Genomic DNA, 18,614 nt, shown 5'->3' on the forward strand with positions numbered 1-18,614 from the left:
GGATTTACCAACAGCGTCCGGAGTTCCGGACGGGGGCACGCTACGGCTCGTGGAACCTACAGGCCGAGCTCGACCTCGAACTCGCCGGCCTCCAGGATCGCCTTGACCGCGGTCAGGTAGCGGGCCGCGTCGGCGCCGTCCACCAGACGGTGGTCGTAGGACAGCGTCAGGTAGGTCATGTCGCGAACGCCGATGACCGTGCCCTCCTCCGTCTCGATGACGGCCGGGCGCTTGACCGTGGCGCCGATGCCCAGGATCGCGACCTGGTTCGGCGGCACGATGATCGTGTCGAAGAGCGCGCCGCGTGAACCGGTGTTGGAGATGGTGAAGGTCGCGCCGGACAGCTCGTCCGGGGTGATCTTGTTCGCCCGGACCTTGCCCGCCAGATCGGCGGTGGCCTTGGCGATACCGGCGATGTTCAGGTCGCCCGCGTGCTTGATGACCGGGGTCATCAGGCCCTTCTCGGAGTCCACCGCGATACCGATGCTCTCGGTGTCGAAGTAGGTGATCGTGCCCTCGTCCACGTTGATCCGGGCGTTGACGGCCGGGTGGGCCTTCAGCGCCTGGGCCGCCGCCTTCACGAAGAACGGCATCGGGGAGAGCTTGACGCCCTCACGGGCCGCGAAGGAGTCCTTCGCCTGCGCGCGGAGCTTCATGAGGCGGGTGATGTCGACCTCGACGACCGAGGACAGCTGCGCCTGCTCGTGCAGTGCCTTGACCATGTTGTCGCCGATGACCTTGCGGATGCGCGGCATCTTGACGGTCTGGCCGCGCAGCGGCGAGGCCTCCAGGGTCGGCGCCTTCCTGGCGGCCGGAGCAGCCGCGGCCGGAGCCGGAGCGGCGGCGGCCTTCGCGGCCTCGGCGGCGGCGATGACGTCCTGCTTGCGGATACGGCCGCCGACACCGGTGCCCTTGACGCCGGCCAGGTCGACGCCGTTCTCGGCGGCGAGCTTGCGCACCAGCGGGGTTACGTAGGCGCCGTCGTCACCCGAGGTCGCGGCGGGCGCCGGAGCCGGGGTGACCGGGGCGGGCGCGGGCGCCGGAGCGGCCGGGGCCGGGTCGGGAGCCGGGGTGACCTGCTGCTGCGGTGCCGGAGCCGTGGGCGCCTGCGGTGCCGGAGCCGGAGCCGCGGGGGCGGCCGGCGCGGGAGCGGGCGCCGGGGCCTGAGCGGCCGGAGCGGGGGCGGCGGGGGCCGGAGCCGGGGCGGCGGGAGCCGGAGCGGCCGCCGGAGCGGCACCCGGGGCGCCGATCACGGCCAGCTTGGCGCCGACCTCGGCCGTCTCGTCCTCGCCGACCGTGATCTCGAGCAGCACACCGGAGGTGGGCGCCGGGATCTCGGTGTCGACCTTGTCCGTGGAGACCTCGAGCAGCGGCTCGTCGGCCTCGACGGAGTCGCCGACCTCCTTCAGCCACCGGGTGACGGTGCCCTCGGTGACGGACTCGCCGAGCGCGGGCAGGACGACGTCCGTGCCCTCGGCGGAGCCGCCGCCGGACGCGGCCTCGGCGGTGGGAGCCGGGGCCGGAGCCGCCTGCTCGGTGGACGGCTGGACGGCCGGAGTCGGCTCGGGGGCCGGAGGGGCCACCTCCTCGGCGGCCGGGGCCTGGGTGGCAGCGGGTGCGCCGGTGCCGTCGTCGATGACGGCCAGCTCGGCGCCGACCTCGACAGTCTCGTCCTCGGCGACCTTGATGGAGGCCAGGACGCCGGCTGCGGGAGAGGGGATCTCGGTGTCGACCTTGTCGGTCGACACCTCGAGCAGCGGCTCGTCGGCCTCGACGCGCTCGCCCTCTGCCTTCAGCCAGCGGGTGACAGTGCCCTCGGTGACGCTCTCACCGAGCGCCGGAAGGGTTACGGAAACCGCCATGGTTTCGGTTGCTCCTTACGGAAGTGCGGAAGTCTGTGTCGTCGCGTGGAATCGCGCGTCCGTTGACCGAAGGCTCAGTCGTGGGAGTGGAGCGGCTTGCCGGCCAGGGCCAGGTGGGCCTCGCCGAGCGCCTCGCTCTGCGTCGGGTGGGCGTGGATGAGCTGGGCGACCTCGGCGGGCAGCGCTTCCCAGTTGTAGATCAGCTGGGCCTCGCCGACCTGCTCGCCCATGCGGTCGCCGACCATGTGGACGCCGACCACGGCACCGTCCTTCACCTGGACGAGCTTGATCTCGCCGGAGGTGTTGAGGATCTTGCTCTTGCCGTTGCCCGCGAGGTTGTACTTGAGAGCGACGACCTTGTCCGCGCCGTAGATCTCCTTGGCCTTGGCCTCGGTGATCCCCACGGAGGCGACCTCGGGGTGGCAGTACGTCACCCGGGGGACACCGTCGTAGTCGATCGGAACGGTCTTCAGACCGGCCAGGCGCTCCGCCACCAGGATGCCCTCGGCGAAGCCGACGTGCGCGAGCTGGAGCGTCGGGACCAGGTCACCGACGGCGGAGACGGTCGGGACGTTCGTCCGCATGTACTCGTCGACCAGGACGTAGCCGCGGTCCATCGCGACGCCCTGCTCCTCGTAGCCCAGGCCCTGGGAGACCGGGCCGCGGCCGACGGCGACGAGGAGGAGCTCCGCCTCGAACTCCTTGCCGTCGGCGAGGGTGACCTTGACGCCGTCCTGGGTGTACTCGGCCTTCGAGAAGAAGGTGCCCAGGTTGAACTTGATGCCGCGCTTGCGGAACGCGCGCTCAAGAAGCTTGGAGGAGTTCTCGTCCTCGAGCGGGGCGAGGTGCTTCAGCCCCTCGATGATCGTGATGTCCGTACCGAAGGACTTCCAGGCGGAGGCGAACTCGACGCCGATGACGCCGCCGCCGAGGACGATCGCCGACTTCGGCACGCGGTCCAGGACGAGGGCGTGGTCCGAGGAGATGACGCGGTTGCCGTCGATCTCCAGGCCCGGCAGCGACTTCGGCACGGAGCCGGTCGCGAGCAGGACGTGGCGGCCCTGGATCCGCTGGCCGTTCACGTCGACGGAGGTCGGGGAGGACAGGCGGCCCTCACCCTCGATGTACGTCACCTTGCGGGAGGCGATGAGTCCCTGCAGGCCCTTGTACAGGCCGGCGATCACGCCGTCCTTGTACTTGTGGACGGCGGGTACGTCGATGCCCTCGAAGGTGGCCTTGACGCCGAACTGCTCGCTCTCGCGGGCCTGGTCGGCGATCTCGCCCGCGTGCAGCAGGGCCTTGGTGGGGATGCATCCCCGGTGCAGGCAGGTGCCGCCGACCTTGTCCTTCTCGATCAGGGCGACGTCCAGGCCCAGCTGCGCCCCGCGCAGGGCCGCGGCGTAACCACCGCTACCACCGCCGAGGATCACTAGGTCGAAAACGGTGCTGGCGTCGTTCGCCACGTCACGTCCTCCATGCTGTGCGCCGTACGCCGGTCGACGACGACCGGGCGGCGGCTGGTGTCCGGCCGCTCTTTCTTCGGCCCTGTGGTGGGGCCCTGTCCTGCCGAGCCCCATCTTCGCACTTGTCAGGGGTGGACGAGACGCCGGGATGGTGTGTGAGACGTCCCACGTCCGCCGGGGACCGACCGAACGGGCGGCGGGGCCTCGCGCTACCCGCGTGCGAGGCCCCGCCGTCACCGTCGGTTCAGCCCAGGTCGCCGGCCGCGGTCAGCTCGGCCAGCCGCACCAGCGTCCGCACCGCGCTGCCGGTACCGCCCTTGGGCGTGTAACCGAACGGTCCGCCCTCGTTGTAGGCCGGCCCCGCGATGTCCAGGTGCGCCCAGGTGATCCCCTCACCCACGAACTCGCGCAGGAACAGCCCGGCGACCAGGCCGCCGCCCATCCGCTCACCCATGTTGGCGATGTCGGCGGTGGGGGAGTCCATGCCCTTGCGCAGGTGCTCCGGCAGCGGCATCGGCCACGCCGGCTCCCCGACCTCCTCCGCGGCCTCGAGGACCGTGGAGCGGAACGCGTCGTCGTTCGCCATGATCCCGAACGTACGGCTGCCCAGCGCCAGCACCATCGCACCGGTCAGGGTCGCGACGTCCACGATCGCGTCCGGCACCTCCTGAGAGGCGGCCCACAGCGCGTCCGCGAGGACCAGGCGGCCCTCGGCGTCGGTGTTCAGCACCTCCACCGTCTTGCCGCTGTACATGCGCAGCACGTCACCCGGCCGGGTCGCGGAACCCGACGGCATGTTCTCGGCCAGCGCCAGCCAGCCGGTCACGTTGACCTCCAGGCCGAGGCGGGCGGCGGCTACGACCGCGGCGAACACGGCGGCCGCGCCGCTCATGTCGCACTTCATCGTCTCGTTGTGACCGGCCGGCTTGAGGGAGATGCCGCCCGAGTCGTAGGTGATGCCCTTGCCCACGAAGGCGAGGTGCTTGGCCGCCTTGGAGTGCGTGTACGACAGCTTCACCAGGCGGGGAGCCGCGGCGGAGCCCACGCCGACGCCGAGGATGCCGCCGTAGCCGCCCTTCTCCAGCGCCTTCTCGTCGAGCACCTGCACCTTGATGCCGTGCTCCTTGGCCGCGGCCTGCGCCAGGGCGGCGAACGACTGCGGGTTCAGGTCGTTCGGCGGCATGTTGATCAGGTCGCGGGCGCGGTTCAGCTCCTGGGACACGGCGGTGGCGCGCTCGACCGCGGCCTTGTACGCCTTGTCGCGGGGCTTGCCGCCGAGCAGGGTCACCTCGGCGAGCGGGGCCTTGCCGTTCTTGGCCTTGGCGTCCTTGCCGTTGTCGGCGGCGCCCTTGTAGGTGTCGAAGGAGTACGCGCCGAGCAGCGCGCCCTCGGCGACCGCGCCGGCGTCGGCGGCGTCCGTGAGCGGCAGGGCGAAGGCGGCCTTCTTGGCGCCGAAGAGGGCACGGGCCGCGGCACCGGCCGCGCGCCGCAGCGCCTCGGCACCGTAGGTCTCGTCCTTCTCGGGCTCCTCGCCCAGGCCCACCGCGATCACGAGCGGCGTCTTGAAGCCGGCCGGTGCGGGCAGCTTCGTCACCTCGCCCTCGGCCCCGGAGGCACCGAGGGTCTCCAGGACGCCGGCGAGCCTGCCGTCGTACGCCTTGTCCACGGCCTCGGCGCCCGGTGCGACGACGAGCCCGGCGCCGCCCTTCGGGCTCTTGGCGACACCGATCACGATCGCGTCGGCCCGGAGGCCGGGCGCCGCGGCGGTGCTGAGAGTGAGAGCAGTCACGGTGGTGAAATCTCGCTTCCGTTGAAGTAGCTGTGGCCGATCGGGATGGGGTCGGCCAGGCCCGGCATCCGACTTTATTTCCGGCCTTGAACGAGGTCCGCGCCCGGGTCCGTGCCCGGGCGGGCGAACACCCGGCATGAGCCTACGCTCGGCACGGGGTCCGATCACCTCGGTGTGCCCCTCGATCCGTTCACCACGACCTGGACCCCGACCCGCCCGGCGGCCCGGCGGACACCCCGCCCCGTCCTTCGCCGAGGCAACTCTCGTGGCGGCATCGGAGCCCGGCTGTGTCAATTCCCGTACGGTGTCGCGTCCGGTGTGGTCTCGTGGCGGCGCCGGAGCCCGGCTGTGTCAATTCCCGTACGGTGTCGCGTCCGGTGTGGTCTCGTGGCGGCGCCGGAGCCCGGCTGTGTCAATTCCCGTACGGTGTCGCGTCCGGTGTGGTCTCGTGGCGGCACCGGAGCCCGGCTGCGTCAATTCCCGTACGGCGTCCCGTGCGGTGTGGTCTCGCGGCGGCACCGGAACCCCGCTGCGCCAACTCCCGTACGGCGTCCCGTCCGTGCGCGGCTTCTCGTGGCGCGGCCCGCGTGCTCGGCGCCGCCACCCCGCACCGCGCGGTGTCCGGCGCGGCGGTCATCCTTGGGGGACGCCGCCGCACACCTGGAGCCCATCCGTTGAGACGCACCGCCGTTGTCGCCGCCCTGATCCTGCTGCTCGCGGCCTGCACCGCCACGCCCGACGACGAGCCGGCCGGCGAACGGTGGCGCCCGCGCCCCGGTGTCGCCTGGCAGTGGCAGCTCAGCGGCCGCCTCGACACCTCCGTCGACGTGCCCGTCTACGACATCGACGGCTTCGACCACTCCAAGGCCGCCGTGACCGGTTTGCACCGCGCCGACCGCAAGGTCATCTGCTATCTCTCCACCGGCGCCTGGGAGGACTTCCGCCCCGACGCGGAGAAGTTCCCCAGGTCGGTCCTCGGCCGGGGCAACGGCTGGAAGGGCGAGCGCTGGCTCGACATCCGCCGCACCGACGTCCTGGAACCCCTGATGGCGGCCCGTCTCGACCTGTGCCGGGAGAAGGGCTTCGACGCGGTGGAGCCGGACAACATGGACGGCTACCGCAACCGCACGGGCTTCGACCTGTCGGCGGGCGACCAGCTCCGTTACAACCGGCTGATCGCGAGGCTGGCCCACGACCGGGGCATGGCGGTCGGCCTGAAGAACGACCTCGACCAGATCCCCGACCTGGTCGGAGACTTCGACTTCGCGGTCAACGAACAGTGCGCCCAGTACGGCGAGTGCGCCGACCTGAAGCCCTTCGTCGCGGCGGACAAGGCGGTCTTCCATGTGGAGTACGAACTCCCGGTCAGCCGCTTCTGCGCCGACTCCCGCCGCCTGAGGCTGAGTTCGATGCTGAAGAAGTACGAGCTGGGGGTGTGGCGCAGGGCGTGCTGAGCCCGCGGGTACTCACCCGAGGCAGAACACGACCAGGGCGGCGGTCGCCGCTGTCTCCGCGAGCCCCCCGAACACGTCCCCGGTCACCCCGCCGAACCGTCGTGTGCAGTGCCGCAGCAGGAGTTCGGCGGCGCCGGCGGCCACGAGGACCGCGAGCGCGGCCCGCACCGCGTCCTGCGCCCCGAGAAGGGCACCCCCCGCTGCCGCCGCGGCCGTGACGGCGAGCCCCGCCGCCACCGCGCCGCCCACCGGCACCACCCCCGCCACCGCCGCACCCAGCCCCTCCGGCCGGGCGGCCGGCACCCCGGTGCGCGCGGCCAGCGTCAGAGCCAGCCGGGCCGCGGTCGCCGAGACGACGGCCGCGAGCGCGCCCCGGGCCCACGAGGAGCCGTAGAGCTGGGCGAGTGCGGCCACCTGGGCGAGCAGCACGAAGACGAGGGCGAGGACGCCGAAGGGCCCGATGTCCGACTGCTTCATGATCCGCAGGGCGTCCTCGGCGGGCTTGCCGCTGCCCAGCCCGTCCGCCGTGTCCGCGAGGCCGTCGAGGTGCAGGCCACGGGTGAGGGCGGCCGGTACGGCGGCCGTGGCGACGGCGGCGAGCAGCGCGCCCGCGCCCAGGAACAGCAGCAGGACGCCGACGGCCGCCGCGCAGGCGCCGACGACCAGCCCGGCCGGCGGAGCGCTCAGCATGCCGCGGCGAGCGGCCTCCCGGTCCCAGCGGGTCACCCGGACCGGCAGCGCGGTGAGGGTGCCGAAGGCGAAGCGGAGGCCGTCCGGCCAGGAGGGGGTCTTGGACACCGGCGAAGGTTACCCGGCGGTCGCGAAGAGGCCGGTGGCGGCCGCGGATGGCAGCCGCGAAAGGCAAGGATAAAGTGATCATATGGGACATTGGTTGCAGCGGAACATCGTCGAGCCGGGCAAGCTGCCCCTGCTCCTCGCCCTCACCGCCTTCGTCCTGACCTTCGTGATCACCCGGGTCGTCACCCGCATGATCCGGGCGGGCAAGGGACCCTTCGGCAACGTCAGCGCCGGCGGCGTGCACATCCATCACGTCGTCCCCGGCGTCGTGCTCACCGTCGTCGGCGGCTTCGGTGCGGTCGCCAGCGCCCGGCACGGATTCGGCGCGGGCCTCGCCGCGGTCGTCTTCGGTATCGGCGCCGGCCTGGTCCTGGACGAGTTCGCGCTGATCCTGCATCTCGACGACGTCTACTGGACCGAGGCCGGCCGGCAGAGCGTCGAGGTCGTGGTGGTCACCGCCGCACTCGTCGGCCTGCTGCTCGCCGGCTTCGTGCCCTTCGGCGTCAACGACCTCTCCGACGAGGAACTGCAGGACCGCGGCGCCGTCATCTCCAGCATCGCGGTGAACTTCGCCTTCTCCCTGCTCGCCCTGAGCAAGGGCAAGGCCCGTACCGCGATCTTCGGCGTGGTCGTGCCCGTCGTCGCCCTGGTCGGCGCGATCCGTCTGGCGCGCCCCGGATCTCCCTGGGCCAGACGCTTCTACCGCCGGCGCCCACGCGCCCGCGCCCGCTCCATCCTGCGCGTCTACCACCACGACCGCCGCTGGGCCGGCCCCCGCCGCCGCGTTCAGGACCTGATCGGCGGCAAACCCGACGAGCCGGTGGTGCCCGCCCTGCGCCGGTGACGCAGCGCCGACACCGCGCACAGCACCAGCACCGCCGCGATCGCCGCCAGGTGCTCCTTGCCGGCCAGGTTCCCCTTCAGCAGCACCTCGACGATCATCGCCGCGACCACCACGCCCGCCGTGACGTAGGCGCCGTAGCGCCAGCCGAGGAACACCGCGAGGCCGACCACCGCGGCCGACGGGCCGGTGTCCACGACCTGCGCGTCCGAGCCGGGCAGCCCGAGCAGACCCTCCGGTCCCAGCCAGATGCCCACCCGGGCGAACAGCGTCCCGGCGAGGGTGGCGATGTAGGCGACGGCGAGCGTCCGCCACCAGCCGAGGCAGATCTCCGCGATCCCGAACACGATCAGGATCTGCGCCAGCGCACCCCACACCGGCAGGTCCAGCGCGGGTACGAACAACGACAGGGGGGTACGCAGCAGAGCGAGCCACAGCGGCTCCTCGGCCCGTACCGCCCCGACGTTCCGCACGAACCCGAAGCCCCACGACTGGTTCTGCACCACCTGCACGACCGCTGTCAGACACACCGCCGCGATCGTCATCGGCACCGCCCGCCACCTCCGCTTGAGCAGCGGCTCGCGCACGGTGACGTACAGCAGTCCCCATTCGGCGCGGGCCCAGCGGGCGAGGGTGCTCATCTACGGGTCTCCAGGTGCTTGCGGTGCAGCCACTTCGGCAGCCCCGGCGCCTCCAGGAACCCCTCCGCGCGTGCCGAGGCGATGGCGATGCGCGGCAGGTCCGCGCTCTTCTCGAAGAGCAGGAACCGCGGCTCCCAGATGGGCCGGTACTTGGCGTTGGCGCGATACAGCGACTCGATCTGCCACCAGCGGGAGAAGAAGCTGAGCAGTGACCGCCACAGCCTCAGCACCGGCCCGGCGCCGAGACGTGCGCCACGTTCGAAGACCGAACGGAACATCGCGAAGTTGAGCGAGACCTGAGTGATCCCGGTCTCCCGGGCCCGGCGCAGGAGATCGATGACCATGAACTCCATGAGTCCGTTGTCCGCGTCGCGGTCACGCCGCATCAGATCGAGGGAGAGCCCTCGCGGCCCCCACGGCACGAAGGACAGCAGCGCCTTCAACTCGCCCTGCCCGTCGGTGCATTCGAGCATCACGCAGCGCCCGTCCTCCGGGTCCCCGAGACGCCCCAGCGCCATGCTGAACCCGCGTTCGGTCGCCCCGTCGCGCCAGTCGTCCGCCCGCCGGACCAGATACGCCGCCTCGTCGGCCGGGATGTCCTCGTGCCGCCGGATGCGCACGGTGTACCCGGCCCGCTTCACCCGGTTGTAGGCCTGTCGCACGGTCCGCATCGCGCGCCCCTCCAGGGTGAACTCGGCCACCTCCACGAGGGCCTCGTCCCCCAGCTCCAGGGCGTCCAGACCGTGTCGGGCGTACACCGTCCCCGCCTCCTCGCCCGCGCCCATCACGGCCGGGATCCATCCGTGCGCCCGTGCCTCGGCGAGCCAGGGCCCGATGGCACCGGGCCACGCCTCCGGGTCGCCGAGCGGATCCCCGGACGCCAGCGACACCCCGCCGACGACGCGGTAGGCGACGGCCGCCTTGCCGGTCGGCGACCACACGACGCTCTTCTCCCGGCGCAGCGCGAAGTAGCCGAGAGAGTCGCGGTCTCCGTGCCGCTCCAGCAGGGCCCGCAGCCGCTTCTCGTCGTCCTCGGTGAGCGGGTCGACGGCACGCCGGGAGCGGAACGCGGCGTAGAGGGCGGCGAGGACGAGAACCGTGCTGAGGCCGTTGACGGCGACACCGACCCAGTTCGGCGTGGAGATGCCGGGGAAGTGGGAGTCGTCGCCGGCCACGGAGACCAGCCGGAGCGTGCCGTAGCGCCACCGCTCCCAGAACGTCGAACGGTGGGCGTCGCGCGCCTGGTTGGTGACCGTCACCAGCAGCGCGGCGAGCAGCGAGGACACCAGGAGCCCGCCCACCGCGACGGCCGCGGCGAGCCTCGGGTTGGACCGGTCGCCCCTGGCGTAGAACTCACGCCGTCCGAGGAGGAGAGCGGCGACGAAGGCGGCGGTGAGGGCGAGGGAGATCCAGTTCTGCGCGTACCGCCGGATCTCCGGGAACGCCATGGCGAAGCCGAACAACGCGAGGAACGGGCCGCCGAGCGAGAGGTTCAGGATCCACGCGGCCCGCTTGCGCCGCCGCATCGTGACGGCGAGGAACACCGTGAACACACCGGAGGCGAAGCCGGCCGTCAGCAGGTACGGCGTGAAGAGGTTCTCCTGGTTGTGGCGCCGCACGTCCTGCCCCAGGGAGACCCACACCGCGCTGAGGAAGTTGACGAACGCGACCGCCCGCAGGTACCAGACGGCGAAGGCGGCGGCCCGGCGCGAGACAGCGGTGGGCCGGTGATCCCGAACGGGCGCAACGTGGACATCTCCCATGAGGGGTGATCATATGGGCGCTGTTGCGATGAACGTCCGTTTTGGGCCGCCGCGCACGGCTCCGCCCCGGGGATTACTCCTTCGGCTCCGCGGGCCCCCCGGAATCCTTCGGCTCCCCGGCCTCCGCGGCCTCCGCGAACTGCTTGAGCTCGGCGAACGCGTCCGGCTTCCTGGGCGCCTTCGGAGCCTCGGACGGCGCGGACGGCGCGGGCTCCTCCGCCTTGTCGTCGACGGCGGCTCGGGTGGGGGTGGCGGCTTGTGGGGACGGGGCGGGCTCCGACTCCGTGGCACCCTGCGACCGGTGGCCGGCGGCATCCGCCTCCTCGGCGGCATCCTCCGGCTGGTGGTCGACGGTCTCCGCCTCCTCGGCGGCGGCCTCCGGCTCGTGGGCGGCGGCCTCCGGCTCGGTGAGTTCCGTCTGCTTGTCGTCCGGCTTGTCGTCCGTCGGCTTGTCGTCGTCGGTCGTCGGCTGCTCGGGAAGCTCGGCCGCGAGGGCCGCCGCGGCCTGCACCAGCGGCAGCGCCAGCAGGGCCCCGGCGCCCTCGCCGACCGTCACCCCGTGGTCCAGCAGCGGTTCGAGCGCCATCCGGTCCAGCGCCTTGCCCTGCCCCGGCTCTCCGCTGTTCTGTCCGGCGAGCCACCAGTCCGGCGCCCGGAACGCGATCCGCTGCGCCACCAGCGCGCAGGCGGCCACGACGACTCCGTCCAGGATCACCGGCAGCTTGCGCACCGCGCTCTGGAGCAGGAAGCCGGTGAGCGCGGTGAGGTCGGCGCCGCCCACCGTCGCCAGCAGCTGGAGCTGATCCCCCAGCACCGGACGGGCTCGCCGCAACGCGTCCCGGATCGCGGCGCACTTACGCATCCACGCCAGGTCGTCGATCGCCAGCCCGCCCCGCCCGGTCACTACGGACGCGTCGGTCCCGCACAGCGCGGCGACGAGTACGCCCGCCGCGGTCGTTCCGCCCACGCTCACATCGCCGAGCACCACCAGATCCGTACCGGAGTCGGCCTCCTCGTCGGCGACGGCGACCCCGGCCCGGAAGGCGGCCTCCGCCTCCTCGAGGGTCAGGGCGTCCTCGACGTCGATCCGTCCACTGCCGCGCCGCACTCGGTGCCTTACGACCTCGGCGGGCAGAGTCGCCGGGTCGCAGTCCAGCGCCATGTCGACGACCCGCACCGGCACCCCGAGGCGCCGGGCGAGCACGGACACCGGACGGCCGCCCTCCAGCACCTCCCGTACGAGCCGGTCCGCGGTGCCCGCCGGCCGCGCCGAGACGCCGAGTTCGGCGATCCCGTGGTCACCGGCGAACAGCACGACCCGGGGCCGTTCGATCAGCCGCACCGGCACGGCCGACTGTGCCGCGGCCAGCCACTCGCCCAGGTCGTCCAGGCGGCCCAGCGACCCGGGCGGCACGATCTGGCGCTCCCGACGCGCCTCGGCGTCGCGGCGCACCCCACCGTCGGGGCGCTCGATCAGATCGGTGAAGTCGTCGAGATTAAGCGAGCTCATTCGCCGAACAGTACCGGCCCCGATCGAACAGAACGGCGCCACATGGCCACCACGCCTCCCGCACGTCGTTGCACCCGGGATCGTGATCCCATACGTTCCCATTTGCACTGGATTGTCATACGACCCCGCCGTACGCCCACGCGCCCGGGAGCCGCCCATGTCAGCATCCTCCGGACCGCCCGCACCCTCGGCGGCCCCAGTGTTCTCCGCACCTCCCGAGCCCCCGGTCCCCGCCACCGCTCCGACCGGGCTCTCCGCGCACCGCGTTCTCGAGCCGCGTCGCGACGACTGCCCCTGGTGCGGCTCGCGAAGGCTGCGCAGCCCCGCCCCGCGTCGGCGCGCGGCCGGCGCCTCCCTCGTGGACGAATGCCGGGACTGCGCCCACCGGTTCCAGAACCCGAGGCTGACCGCGCAGAGCCTGGCCGCCTGCCTCACGGGCGCCGGCGAAGGGCGGGGCGCCGACCGTCGGCACCGCTCGGCCGCCCGCGCGATGCTGTCCTTCCCGGAGCCGGAGAGCTGGCTGGACGTGGGGGCGGGCGGGGCCCGCTTCGCGGCGGTGGCGAAGGAGTTCTTCCCCTACACGTCCTTCGACGGCCTCGACCCCACCTCCCGTGTGGAACAGGGCCGCGCGGCCGGCCGGGTGGAGGAGGCGTACGTGGGCCGGTTGACCAACCCGCACGTCGTGGCCCACCTGCGCGCCCGCTACGACGTGGTCAGCATGTTCCACCACCTGCAGCGTGCCGCCGATCCGCGCGAGGAACTCCGCGCCGCCCTCGCGGTCCTACGGCCCGGCGGTCATCTCCTGCTGGAAGTCCTCGACCCGCGCGGCCTTTTCGCCACCGTGCTGCGCCCTTGGTGGCTGCCCCGCACACAGCCCCGCAACGTGCATCTGATGCCCCCGGACAACCTGCGCTCGGTACTGGAGGCCCAGGGCTGCACGATCGTCACGCCGGACCAGCACGACCCGGCCCGCCTGCTCCACCGCGCCCGCCTCACCCCCACGTACCGGATCATCGCCCGCAAGCCCACACGAATGACCCGCCCCACCCGCCCCCCACAAGCCGCCCCGGCGACTCCCCCCGGCCCCGAGGCGGAGGTCAACGTTGCCGGTCAGGCGACCGGGGTGGCTGCGGCCGTCCCGCCGGCGCCGATCGCCCCGGTGACTACGGCCGGTCCTGGCACGGAGGCCGACCTTGCTGGTCAAGGGAGACGGGTGGCTGCGGCCGGCCGGTCGGCGGCGGTGGCCCCGGCGGCTGCGGCCGACCCCGGCACGGAGGTCGACTTCGCCGGTCCGGCGACTCGGGTGGCTGCGGCCGGCCCTCCGGCGATGATCCCCCCGGCGACTCCGACCGACCCTGCCACGGGGGCCGATCTTGCCGGTCCGGCGACCGGGGTGGCTGGGGCCGGCCCGTCGGCTCCGATCACCCCGGCAAGCCCGACCGACCCTGCCACCGACCCCGACCCCGACCCCGACCCCGACCCCGACCCCGAGCCCGCCGGTCCAGTGGCCTCGGCCACCTCGGCCGCCCCTGCTGCCCCGGCCGTTTCGGTCGACCCGACCAAGCCAGCCGCTTCGGCCACCCCCGCTCCCGCCCCGCCTGCCGCCTCAGCCGCCCTCGCCACTCCGGACTCGATGGACACGTCGGCCACCCCCGCCACCACGCCCGCCCCAGCCGTCCCGGCCGAGTCAGCCCCGCCGGCCGCCCCGACCACCCCGGCATCAGCCCCGTAGAGCCACCGCCTGGCCCGCCACCACCAGTAGTACGTGTTCGCACTCGGCGGCGAACGCGGCGTTCAGGCGGCCCAGTTCGTCCCGGTAGCGTCGGCCGGACGCCGTGGCCGGCACGATGCCCGAACCCACCTCGTTCGACACGGCCACCAGGGTCCGCCGGGTCGCCCGCACCGCACCCGTCAGCTCCCGCACCCGTTCCCGCAGCGCGCGCTCACCGCCGTCCGCCCACTGTGCGTCGTCCCACGCGCCGACGGCGTCCATCGCGTCCGTCAGCCAGAGGGACAGGCAGTCGATGAGCAGCGGCGGCCCGTCCTCGGCCAGGAGTGGGACCAGGTCGCAGGTCTCGGACGTACGCCAGGAACCCGGCCGCCGCTCCCGGTGGACCGCGACCCGCGAGGCCCACTCGCCGTCCCCGCCACGGGTGCCGCCCGTCGCCACGTACAGGACGTCCGGGAAGGCCTCGAGCCGTCGCTCGGCCTCCACCGACTTCCCCGACCGCGCTCCGCCCAGTACCAGGGTCCGCCGCGGCACATCCGGTACGTCCTCATAGACGCCCACCGTCAGCGTCGTCCCGTCCGGCACCGCGCGCGCGCCCGCCGCCGCGAGCCGCCGCCGCAGCTCGGGCCCTGCCGGCACGTCGTGGTCGAGGTGCACGGCGACGACATCCGTGGCCGGTCCCAGCGCGCCCACCGCCCGCAGCCTCGCCAGCGCGTCCGGCCGCCCCACGACATCCGCGAGGACCATGTCGTACGCCTCAACGGACCCTTCCAGGCCGGCCGGCGCGCCCCCGGGCGGCAGGTAGAGCAGCCGTCGGCCGTCCGGGCCGGTCACCGCGTAGCCGGTGCCGGGGGCGTCCAGTGCCACCGCCCGCACCCGATGTCCCGTCAGCAGCGCCAACTCCCGCCCGTCGGGGACCCGGCCGGGCTGCGGCAGCCCGGCCGGCACCTCGACCGCCGGCCCGTTGTGCGGATGCGACAGCAGCACCTGCCGTACGCCGTTCAGCGACTGCCCGGCCCGCGCGGCGGCGAACGCCGCGCCCGGCGTCAGGTCGAGGAGCAGTGAGCCGTCCACGAGCAGCGCGGTCGCCGCCCGCGCGTGTGTGCCGAGCGCGGTCGCACAGGTCGCGCAGGGGCAGTCGGGGCGGGGGAGTCCCGCGGGGGCGCCGGTGCCGAGCAGAGTCAGTTCCACGGACCTGATTTTGGCTTGTCCCAGCACGTCTTGCGCGTCCGGCTAGGCTCTGAGCGGGAGCCGGACCAAGATCCGGCTTCCGCTCTGCATGTGCTCATACGTTGGAGGCGTACATGGCGGCATGGACGTGGCGGTTCGAAAAGGCCGACGGGGCGGAGGTCCAGCCCGCGGTCGTGCCCGAGGAGTTCACCACGCAGGGGGACGCCGAGTCCTGGATCGGGGAGCAGTGGAAGGACCTGCTCGCGGGCGGCGCGGAACAGGTGCGGCTGTTCGAGGACTCCACGGAGATCTACGGCCCGATGAGCCTGCGCGCGGCCGAGGAGGCCTAGGCGAGAAGGAGCGGCGGCGGTCCCGGACGGGCCGCCGCCCTTCGCGTTCCGGGCCTTCCCGCCACCCGTGCCTTTCGGACTTTCGGGTTGTCGGGCTTTCGCGTCCGGCCGGTCTCGTTGGGGTGAATGCCCGGGCCCGCGGTGTGCGTCCGAGCGGGCTCTCAGCCGCGGACGCCCGGCGGGCGCAGCGGTAGAGGCCCGGCCCGGCGGGTTCAGCCGTACACGTCTGCCGCGCTCAGCCGCAGACGCCCGGCTGGCGCAGCCGTACACATCTGCCGCACTCAGCCGCAGACGCCCGGCGCGCTCAGCCGGGTACGCCGGGCCGATTGGCGCGCCCAGCCGGGTACGCCGGGCCGATTCGGCCGCGTACCCGAGGCGGAAATCAGCCGCGTACGCCGCACAGGTGCAGCAGTGCCGCGACCCCGCGGTACGGATCGGTCCGCCCCGCCCGCTCCTCGGCAGCCAGCAAGGCCTCGATGTCGGCCGGAATCTCCGCCTCGTCCACGGCGGTGTCCGTGAAGACCCGCACCCCGTACCAGGCCTGCAACGGCGCCCCGATCCCGGCGAGCGTCCCCGTCAGCGTGTCCAGCCGGTCCGCACGGACGTCCAGCCCGAGCCGGTTGCGGTACGACACGGTGTCGAACGCGCCCAGCGCGCCCGCCCAGTCACCGGACAGCCCCGGCCGCATGGCCAGCGCGTCCCCGTTGCGCACCAGCAGGGAGAGCAGCCCGCCGGGGGCGAGCATGCGGGCCAGCCCCGCCAGCAGGGCGTCCGGACCCTCGACGTACATGAGGACGCCATGGCACAGCACGACGTCGAAGCTGCCGGGCAGGAAGTGCACACCGGTGTCCCGGCCGTCGCCCTCGATGATCCGCACCCGCTCCCGGATGCCCTCGGGCTCCCCGGCCAGCGCCTCGCGGGCCGCCGCGACCATCCGCGTGTCCTGCTCGAGACCGGTGACCTTGTGCCCGGCCCGGGCCAGCCGCAGCGACTGCGTACCCTGGCCCATGCCCACGTCGAGCACCCGCAGCCGCTGCCCCACCGGGAACCGGCCGACTATCTGCTCGTCGAGCTGCCGGGCCACCAGCTCCTGTCGTACGGCGTTGCGCAGGCCACCCAGTCCGCTCAGCCAGGCATCCGCCGCGCCCCCGGAGAAAGACGTCGCGCTCAGGGCCGCTCTCCGCGCTTGACCTGCGGCTTCGGCAGCCGAAGGCGACGCATCTGGAGCGAGCGCATCAGGGCGTAGGCGACGGCGCCCTTCCGGTTCTGGTCCGGGAAGCGCTCGGGGAGCCGCTTCCTCAGGCGGAAGCCCGTGGCGATCGAGTCGAGCACGATGAGCACGATCACGATGAGCCACAGCAGCAGCGCGATGCTCTGGAGCGAGCCCACCCGCACCATGCTCAGCACGAGGATGACCACGGCCATCGGGAGGAAGAACTCCGCCACGTTGAAGCGCGAGTCGATGAAGTCGCGCGCGAACTTGCGGACCGGGCCCTTGTCGCGGGCGGGCAGGTACCGCTCGTCGCCGCCGGCGAGCGCCTGGCGCTGCCTCTCCATCTGCGCACGGCGCTCGTCGCGCTGGCGCTTGGCGGCGCCCTTGCGCGTCGTCGCCGTGTTGGCGACGCTGCGACGCTGGGTCTGGGCCTCACTGCGCTTGGGCGTGGGGCGGCCCTTCGGGGCCTGCGGGTGACGGGGCTGAGTGGAGTCGGTCACCGCCGCCTTGGCGGCGGGGCCCTTCTCTTCCTTGGCGCGGCTACGGAACACAAAACCCAAGGGTACGGGGTACGAGGGCATGGACCCCAGTCCGCTGGGGAACGATCCGGCAACACCAGTCGTCATCAAGGGGACAGAGGGGACGTTGCACGCGCTTCCGCCCGCCGATCTCCGGGGTATCCCTGACGGACCCCCGGACATCCCCGGGAGACACCTACTCCCTACGCCGGAGCGGGGTCGTGAGCAGTCGTCCTTGGGGAGGAGCACTTCCGTCCCCGAACAGTGCGGTAATGGATGCAGGGCCCGTACTGTGGGTTCTGTCGCAGGTGCTGAAGCCGGAGTCCGTCAGAAGGGGGCGCGCGAAGCCCATGAGCGGTGTCATGAAGCGTATGGGGATGATCTTCCGCGCGAAGGCGAACAAGGCCCTTGACCGGGCCGAGGACCCGCGCGAAACCCTCGACTACTCGTACCAGAAGCAGCTGGAGCTGCTCCAGAAGGTGCGCCGCGGCGTAGCCGACGTGGCGACCAGCCGCAAGCGTCTGGAACTGCAGCTCAACCAGTTGCAGTCGCAGTCCACCAAGCTGGAGGACCAGGGCCGCAAGGCGCTCGCGCTCGGCCGCGAGGACCTGGCCCGTGAGGCGCTCTCCCGGCGCGCCGCCCTGCAGCAGCAGGTGACGGACCTCGAGACGCAGCACTCGACCCTGCAGGGCGAGGAGGAGAAGCTCACCCTCGCGGCCCAGCGGCTCCAGGCCAAGGTCGACGCCTTCCGCACCAAGAAGGAGACGATCAAGGCCACGTACACCGCCGCCCAGGCGCAGACCCGGATCGGCGAGGCGTTCTCCGGCATCTCCGAGGAGATGGGCGACGTCGGCATGGCGATCCAGCGCGCGGAGGACAAGACCGCGCAGCTCCAGGCCCGCGCCGGCGCGATCGACGAACTGCTCGCCTCGGGCGCCCTCGACGACCAGTCCGGGCTGGCCAAGGACGACATCCAGAGCGAGCTGGACCGGCTCTCCGGTGGTACGGATGTAGAGCTGGAACTGCAGCGCATGAAGGCCGAACTGGCCGGCGGTACCTCCGGTGGTCAGCAGGCCATCGAGGGCGGTGCCGGACAGCCGCAGTCCCAGCAGCAGCCGCAGGACACCCCGCGCTTCGACAAGCAGTAACCACCGGACAGCGGCCGGGGCCCACGCCGAGGAGGGCGACATGATCGTACGGATCATGGGGGAAGGACAGGTGAGACTGGCTGACAGCCACCTCACCGAGCTGGACAGACTGGACAACGAACTCCTGGCCGAGATGGAGAACGGCGACGGCCCGGGCTTCCGCCGCACCCTCGATGCCCTGCTGTCCAGGGTCCGCGAACTGGGCGCCCCCCTGCCGGACGACTCCCTGGAGCCCTCCGAGCTGATCCTCCCGTCACCCGACGCGACTCTCGAAGAGGTCCGGGAGCTCCTGAGCGACGACGGACTGATCCCGGGCTGATCCCGGACTGACAGGCACGGGCACCTCCGGCCCCGGGCAACCCGCG

General features: G+C 72.8%; 15 protein-coding genes and 1 pseudogene. 6 read left to right on the forward strand and 10 right to left on the reverse strand.

From position 1 onward, the window contains the following. Positions 1 to 56 precede the first annotated feature (56 nt). The 3 genes from sucB to OG985_RS33020 form a co-directional block, all read right to left on the reverse strand. Positions 57 to 1,862, reverse strand: coding sequence for a 2-oxoglutarate dehydrogenase, E2 component, dihydrolipoamide succinyltransferase (sucB, locus tag OG985_RS33010; RefSeq protein ID WP_371672000.1), 1,806 nt, complete (start codon positions 1,860 to 1,862; stop codon positions 57 to 59). 74 nt (positions 1,863 to 1,936) lie between these two features. Then, positions 1,937 to 3,325, reverse strand: coding sequence for a dihydrolipoyl dehydrogenase (lpdA, locus tag OG985_RS33015; protein WP_371672001.1), 1,389 nt, complete (start codon positions 3,323 to 3,325; stop codon positions 1,937 to 1,939). Positions 3,326 to 3,569: 244 nt separating this feature from the next. Further along, complete coding sequence (locus OG985_RS33020; RefSeq protein WP_371672002.1) at positions 3,570 to 5,114, reverse strand: leucyl aminopeptidase; 1,545 nt, start codon at positions 5,112 to 5,114, stop codon at positions 3,570 to 3,572. A gap of 674 nt (positions 5,115 to 5,788) precedes the next feature. Here OG985_RS33020 and OG985_RS33025 point away from each other — a divergent pair. After that, complete coding sequence (locus OG985_RS33025) at positions 5,789 to 6,568, forward strand: endo alpha-1,4 polygalactosaminidase (RefSeq protein WP_371672003.1); 780 nt, start codon at positions 5,789 to 5,791, stop codon at positions 6,566 to 6,568. Between the two features lie 12 nt (positions 6,569 to 6,580). Here the strand turns inward: OG985_RS33025 and OG985_RS33030 are convergent, their stop codons facing one another. After that, a complete protein-coding gene (locus tag OG985_RS33030; RefSeq protein ID WP_371672004.1) occupies positions 6,581 to 7,366 on the reverse strand; it encodes an adenosylcobinamide-GDP ribazoletransferase in 786 nt (261 codons plus the stop codon). Between the two features lie 82 nt (positions 7,367 to 7,448). On the opposite strand from OG985_RS33030, the gene OG985_RS33035 reads away from it, so the two are divergent. Then, positions 7,449 to 8,210, forward strand: a complete 762-nt coding sequence (locus OG985_RS33035; protein WP_371672005.1) for a hypothetical protein — start codon at positions 7,449 to 7,451, stop codon at positions 8,208 to 8,210. Here OG985_RS33035 and OG985_RS33040 read toward each other — a convergent pair. The 3 genes and pseudogenes from OG985_RS33040 to cobT form a co-directional block, all read right to left on the reverse strand. Beyond that, positions 8,153 to 8,848, reverse strand: coding sequence for a hypothetical protein (locus tag OG985_RS33040; RefSeq protein WP_371672006.1), 696 nt, complete (start codon positions 8,846 to 8,848; stop codon positions 8,153 to 8,155). The two genes, OG985_RS33035 and OG985_RS33040, sit on opposite strands and share 58 nt — an antisense overlap. Next, positions 8,845 to 10,611, reverse strand: a complete 1,767-nt coding sequence (locus OG985_RS33045) for a phosphatidylglycerol lysyltransferase domain-containing protein (protein WP_371672007.1) — start codon at positions 10,609 to 10,611, stop codon at positions 8,845 to 8,847. Before OG985_RS33045 ends, OG985_RS33040 begins: the two co-directional genes overlap by 4 nt. 465 nt (positions 10,612 to 11,076) lie before the next feature. Next, a pseudogene (gene cobT / locus OG985_RS33050) lies at positions 11,077 to 12,121 on the reverse strand (nicotinate-nucleotide--dimethylbenzimidazole phosphoribosyltransferase); the annotation flags it as partial. Between the two features lie 157 nt (positions 12,122 to 12,278). Between cobT and OG985_RS33055 the strand changes: the two are divergent. Beyond that, complete coding sequence (locus tag OG985_RS33055; RefSeq protein ID WP_371672008.1) at positions 12,279 to 13,853, forward strand: class I SAM-dependent methyltransferase; 1,575 nt, start codon at positions 12,279 to 12,281, stop codon at positions 13,851 to 13,853. On the opposite strand, the gene OG985_RS33060 is transcribed toward OG985_RS33055, so the two are convergent. Beyond that, positions 13,842 to 15,041 carry a bifunctional adenosylcobinamide kinase/adenosylcobinamide-phosphate guanylyltransferase gene (locus OG985_RS33060; protein ID WP_371672009.1) on the reverse strand — a complete coding sequence of 400 codons (1,200 nt, stop codon included), beginning with the start codon at positions 15,039 to 15,041 and terminating at the stop codon, positions 13,842 to 13,844. The genes OG985_RS33055 and OG985_RS33060 overlap by 12 nt on opposite strands. 113 nt (positions 15,042 to 15,154) lie before the next feature. Here OG985_RS33060 and OG985_RS33065 point away from each other — a divergent pair, with 113 nt between their 5' ends. Then, positions 15,155 to 15,370, forward strand: a complete 216-nt coding sequence (locus tag OG985_RS33065; protein ID WP_371672010.1) for a hypothetical protein — start codon at positions 15,155 to 15,157, stop codon at positions 15,368 to 15,370. 382 nt (positions 15,371 to 15,752) lie between these two features. Here the strand turns inward: OG985_RS33065 and OG985_RS33070 are convergent, their stop codons facing one another. Continuing rightward, positions 15,753 to 16,454, reverse strand: a complete 702-nt coding sequence (locus OG985_RS33070) for a class I SAM-dependent methyltransferase (protein ID WP_371672011.1) — start codon at positions 16,452 to 16,454, stop codon at positions 15,753 to 15,755. An 83-nt stretch (positions 16,455 to 16,537) separates the two neighbouring features. Then, positions 16,538 to 17,209 carry a DUF3043 domain-containing protein gene (locus tag OG985_RS33075; protein ID WP_371672012.1) on the reverse strand — a complete coding sequence of 224 codons (672 nt, stop codon included), beginning with the start codon at positions 17,207 to 17,209 and terminating at the stop codon, positions 16,538 to 16,540. A gap of 242 nt (positions 17,210 to 17,451) precedes the next feature. On the opposite strand from OG985_RS33075, the gene OG985_RS33080 reads away from it, so the two are divergent. Beyond that, positions 17,452 to 18,249: a PspA/IM30 family protein gene (locus OG985_RS33080; protein WP_371672013.1), complete on the forward strand. Its 798-nt coding sequence runs from the start codon at positions 17,452 to 17,454 to the stop codon at positions 18,247 to 18,249. 40 nt (positions 18,250 to 18,289) lie between these two features. Beyond that, complete coding sequence (locus OG985_RS33085; RefSeq protein WP_371672014.1) at positions 18,290 to 18,568, forward strand: hypothetical protein; 279 nt, start codon at positions 18,290 to 18,292, stop codon at positions 18,566 to 18,568. Positions 18,569 to 18,614 lie beyond the last annotated feature (46 nt).

This window comes from Streptomyces sp. NBC_00289, from assembly GCF_041435115.1.
Lineage (GTDB): Bacteria > Actinomycetota > Actinomycetes > Streptomycetales > Streptomycetaceae > Streptomyces.

Bases quoted from the DNA above. Each gene is read 5' to 3' on its own strand.
- OG985_RS33075 (WP_371672012.1), bottom strand. From the start codon at position 17,209: ATGACGACTGGTGTTGCCGGATCGTTCCCCAGCGGACTGGGGTCCATG.
- OG985_RS33080 (WP_371672013.1), top strand. From the start codon at position 17,452: ATGAGCGGTGTCATGAAGCGTATGGGGATGATCTTCCGCGCGAAGGCG.
- sucB (WP_371672000.1), bottom strand. From the start codon at position 1,862: ATGGCGGTTTCCGTAACCCTTCCGGCGCTCGGTGAGAGCGTCACCGAG.
- OG985_RS33065 (WP_371672010.1), top strand. From the start codon at position 15,155: ATGGCGGCATGGACGTGGCGGTTCGAAAAGGCCGACGGGGCGGAGGTC.
- OG985_RS33045 (WP_371672007.1), bottom strand. From the start codon at position 10,611: ATGGGAGATGTCCACGTTGCGCCCGTTCGGGATCACCGGCCCACCGCT.
- OG985_RS33040 (WP_371672006.1), bottom strand. From the start codon at position 8,848: ATGAGCACCCTCGCCCGCTGGGCCCGCGCCGAATGGGGACTGCTGTAC.
- OG985_RS33085 (WP_371672014.1), top strand. From the start codon at position 18,290: ATGATCGTACGGATCATGGGGGAAGGACAGGTGAGACTGGCTGACAGC.
- OG985_RS33055 (WP_371672008.1), top strand. From the start codon at position 12,279: ATGTCAGCATCCTCCGGACCGCCCGCACCCTCGGCGGCCCCAGTGTTC.
- OG985_RS33035 (WP_371672005.1), top strand. From the start codon at position 7,449: ATGGGACATTGGTTGCAGCGGAACATCGTCGAGCCGGGCAAGCTGCCC.